The sequence below is a fragment of the Streptomyces sp. KLMMK genome (genome assembly GCF_036961605.1).
Classification (GTDB): domain Bacteria; phylum Actinomycetota; class Actinomycetes; order Streptomycetales; family Streptomycetaceae; genus Streptomyces; species Streptomyces telluris.
In genome coordinates, this window is sequence record NZ_JBAMDC010000513.1 from 1 (window position 1) to 3,951 (window position 3,951).

At 71.6% G+C, this 3,951-nt stretch carries 4 protein-coding genes; 3 read left to right on the forward strand and 1 reads right to left on the reverse strand.

What is annotated here, in order from left to right; genetic code table 11:
- Positions 1-239: 239 nt before the first annotated feature.
- Positions 240-761, reverse strand: a complete 522-nt coding sequence (locus V7793_RS34625; RefSeq protein ID WP_058044349.1) for a universal stress protein — start codon at positions 759-761, stop codon at positions 240-242.
- Positions 762-1,140: 379 nt separating this feature from the next.
- Between V7793_RS34625 and V7793_RS34630 the strand changes: the two genes are divergently transcribed.
- The 3 genes from V7793_RS34630 to orn all read left to right on the forward strand — a co-directional run bounded on the left by V7793_RS34630 (position 1,141) and on the right by orn (position 3,817).
- On the forward strand, positions 1,141-1,473 hold the full coding sequence (locus V7793_RS34630) for a hypothetical protein (RefSeq protein ID WP_179080983.1): 333 nt from the start codon (positions 1,141-1,143) through the stop codon (positions 1,471-1,473).
- Between the two features lie 368 nt (positions 1,474-1,841).
- Positions 1,842-3,203 (forward strand): helix-turn-helix domain-containing protein, encoded by a 1,362-nt coding sequence (locus V7793_RS34635; RefSeq protein ID WP_336013666.1) that lies wholly within the window; start codon positions 1,842-1,844, stop codon positions 3,201-3,203.
- A gap of 5 nt (positions 3,204-3,208) precedes the next feature.
- On the forward strand, positions 3,209-3,817 hold the full coding sequence (orn, locus tag V7793_RS34640) for an oligoribonuclease (RefSeq protein ID WP_336013667.1): 609 nt from the start codon (positions 3,209-3,211) through the stop codon (positions 3,815-3,817).
- Positions 3,818-3,951: the final 134 nt, after the last annotated feature.

A 3,951-nucleotide genomic window follows, 5' to 3' on the forward strand; every position in this document is an offset into this window, starting at 1 on the left:
GGCCTTCCCGCACGTGCCACCACGCGCGCGGGAAGGCCGCTTTCCCATACGCCGGCCATCGCCCTCGGGCCGGCGGGGATGCCGCCGCTTCCGGGAACCGTCACCTCCCGTACGGCAGCACGCCGTCCGGGCGGTTCCTACCCGCGGTAGCGGCGCGATCCACCCCCTACGCGCGGGTAGATTCACGGGCCGTCAAGTCAGGGGCAGGAGTCATCACCCCTGCAGGGTGGGGAAGTCGGCTACGGAATTACGACGACGGGCCGCTGGGCCCGCCGGGCCAGCCGGCCCGCCACCGAACCGAAGATCCGGCCGACCAGGCCGTGCGTCGAACCGACGACGATCGCATCGGCCGCGTACTCCCGGCCGACCTCCTCCAGTTCGTGGCAGATGTCCCCGCCGCGCTCGACGAGGATCCACGGCACCTCCGACAAATGGTCCGCACAGGCCAGTTCCAGGCCGAGGACCTCGGTGCGGTGGTCGGGGACGTCCACGAAGACGGGGGGCTCGCAGCCCGCCCAGACCGTCGTCGGCAGCCGGTTGGCGACATGCACGATGATCAGCCCGGAGCCGGAGCGCCGGGCCATCCCGATTGCATACGCAAGCGCCCGTTCGCTGGACGTGGAGCCGTCGAAGCCCACCACGACGCCGTGCTGGAACGCCGGATCGCAGGAATGGCGTGTTTCTTCCGCCGCTTCGGGGTGCGCCGCGTGATCGGCGACCCGCTTGCGGTCCGCAGGTTCGGAGAATTCGTGACCGGCCATCGGTATCTCGGCGAAGGGTGTCCTCGGGCGGAGGGAGATCGGCGGTTGCTCCCCCGGCGCGGATCTTGGAGGCAAAATCCGTCCGGGATTCATCTTTTCAATCACTTACCCACCAGGGTACGGCGACACTCGCCGCCTGCCCAGGGGCCGACCGGCGACCCGGAGCCCCGGGGTCGCACGGGCGTGGCACGCGGTGCCCGCCCGGGCCGCCGGTGGGTGGGGTGGCGGGCGGGCGTTCCCCGGAGCATGCACGAGGGCGGCGCGTAGCGCAATGCCCCCGCCGTGCTCCGGGTGTACTCCCGATGCGCTCGGCGCAGTGACCGAGGGCCCCGGCCGGGCGTTGTACCACCGCCAGCCCGCCGCCAGCAGGGAGCGCTCCGTGCCCGGAACCCGTGACCACGCCCGCGCCGACGCCCCGCCGCAGGACTCCCCCGATCCGGTGAGCGACGTGGTCCGCTGGGCCGCCTTCAGCTGCGTGCTCGTCCCGGTGACCCTGCTGATCTGCGGTCAGTCCTTCGGCGGCGCCGCGGGCACGGCGGCCGGGCTCGTCGCCGTCACCTGCGCCTGCCGCGCCGTGCTGCGCCAGTCGGAGCGCAGCGCCGCCCGGGCCCTGGCGGAACAGACGATTCCGCACCGCGGCCGGCATGGCCGGACGGGCACGGGGGCGCACCGCGGAGGACGCCACCCCGGTGGCTCCGCGCCGGGAGAATGACACTTTCGCACACCCGGACCCACCACTTTTCAGCCAACTTCAGTCCGAACCCCATACCTTGGCTTGAGACGCCCCTAACAGCCGGTCGACCAGCAAGGAAACGACCGCGGAGGGCGGTTGCACCCTACGGGGATTGGGCATGGGCGAGAGGCGTACTTTTCACCGAGGCCTGCAAGTGCAACGCTTCGTGATCGAACGCTTCGCGCCAAGTTGCCATGTCGACTTAGAGCCGAGTGGTGAACTGGTCACTGCGTCTCCATTCGACGCAGTAGATTCGATCTTGGCCATGACCGGCGGGGGAACCGTTCAGGACCGAGGGGAAACGTGCAGGACCGAGAGGACTCGACCGCCGAGGGGGGCTTAGCGCCATGAGCCAGGACTCCACGACCGTACCGGAGACCACGCGCAAGCTCTCCGGACGCCGCCGCCGGGAGATCGTCGCAGTGCTGCTATTCAGCGGCGGCCCCATCTTCGAAAGCTCCATTCCGCTCTCCGTGTTCGGCATCGACCGACAGGATGCCGGAGTCCCTCGCTACCGCTTGCTGGTGTGCGCGGGCGAGGATGTGCCATTGCGAACAACCGGCGGTCTTGAATTGACCGCACCGTACGGCCTGGAGGCGCTCTCCCGGGCCGGCACCGTCGTCGTACCGGCCTGGCGGTCGATCACCCAGCCGCCGCCCACCGCCGCGCTCGACGCACTGCGCCGTGCCCACGAGGAGGGCGCCCGCATCGTCGGGCTGTGCACCGGGGCCTTCGTACTGGCCGCGGCGGGCCTGCTCGACGGCAGGCCCGCGACCACCCACTGGATGTACGCGCCCACGCTCGCCAAGCGCTATCCGTCGGTCCACGTGGACCCGCGGGAGCTCTTCGTGGACGACGGCGACGTACTGACGTCCGCGGGCACCGCGGCAGGCATCGACCTGTGCCTGCACATCGTCCGCACCGACCACGGCGCCGACGCCGCGGGGGCCCTGGCCCGCCGGCTCGTCGTCCCGCCGCGCCGCAGCGGCGGACAGGAGCGCTACCTCGACAGGTCTTTACCGGAGGAGATCGGCGCCGACCCGCTCGCCGAGGTCGTCGCCTGGGCGCTGGAGCACCTCCACGAGCAGTTCGACGTGGAGACGCTCGCCGCGCGTGCGTACATGTCCCGCCGGACCTTCGACCGGCGGTTCCGCTCGCTCACCGGGAGCGCGCCCCTGCAGTGGCTGATCACTCAGCGGGTGCTCCAGGCGCAGCGGCTGCTGGAGACCTCCGACTACTCCGTGGACGAGGTCGCCGGCCGCTGCGGCTTCCGCTCGCCGGTGGCCCTGCGCGGCCACTTCCGCCGGCAGCTGGGGTCCTCCCCGGCCGCCTACCGGGCCGCGTACCGCGCGCGGCGTCCCCAGAACTCGGCCGACCGCCCCGAGCGGGCCGAGCGCGAGGGACGTCCGGAGCGGGAGCGTCCGGACCGGTTCGACCGGCCGGAGCTGGGCGAGCAGCGGACCGGGGAGCCGTCGGTGATGGCGCTCCGGCGCGCGGCCATGGCTCCGGCGCACGCCGCGTCCGGTGCCGGCGGCGTGCTCGGCGGGCCGCCGCCGTCGCACGGGGGGCACCAGGGCCACGTCCCGCACGGAACCCATCCGGGCGGGCATAGCGGTGGATATGGGATAAGTGGCACGGAACCGGGCAAGCCGGAGTCCGACCTCTACACCCCACGCCTGCCCGGCCAGCGGGAACGCCCCGTAGGGTGAGGAGCATGAACGATCGCATGGTGTGGATCGACTGCGAGATGACCGGGCTCTCGCTGTCGGACGACGCGCTCATCGAGGTGGCCGCCCTGGTGACCGACTCGGAGCTGAACATCCTCGGCGACGGCGTGGACATTGTCGTCCGCCCGCCCGCCGAGGCCCTCGTCACCATGCCCGAGGTGGTGCGCCAGATGCACACGGCCTCCGGGCTGCTCGCGGAGCTGGACCGGGGCACCACCCTGGAGGACGCCGAGCAGCAGGTCCTCGCCTACGTCCGCGAGCACGTCCCGGAGCCGGGCAAGGCCCCGCTGTGCGGAAACTCGGTCGGCACCGACCGCGGTTTCCTCTCGCGGGACATGCCGGCCCTGGAGTCCCACCTGCACTACCGGATCGTCGACGTGTCGTCGGTGAAGGAGCTGGCCCGCCGCTGGTACCCGCGGGCCTACTTCTCCAGCCCGAAGAAGAGCGGCAACCACCGCGCCCTTGCCGACATCCGCGAGTCGATCGCCGAGCTCCGCTACTACCGCGAGGCGATCTTCGTGCCGCAGCCCGGCCCGGACTCCGACACGGCGAAGGCCATCGCGGCCAAGCACGTCCTGCCCGCCAAGGCGGTGTGACACAGCTCGCTCCCGGCACGGCGGAAAGCCGGGAGCGAGCACCCCCCAAGACCCTGTAGACTTCTTCTCGGCCGGTGGGAAACACGCCGGACAAACATGGTGGGTATAGCTCAGCTGGCAGAGCACCTGGTTGT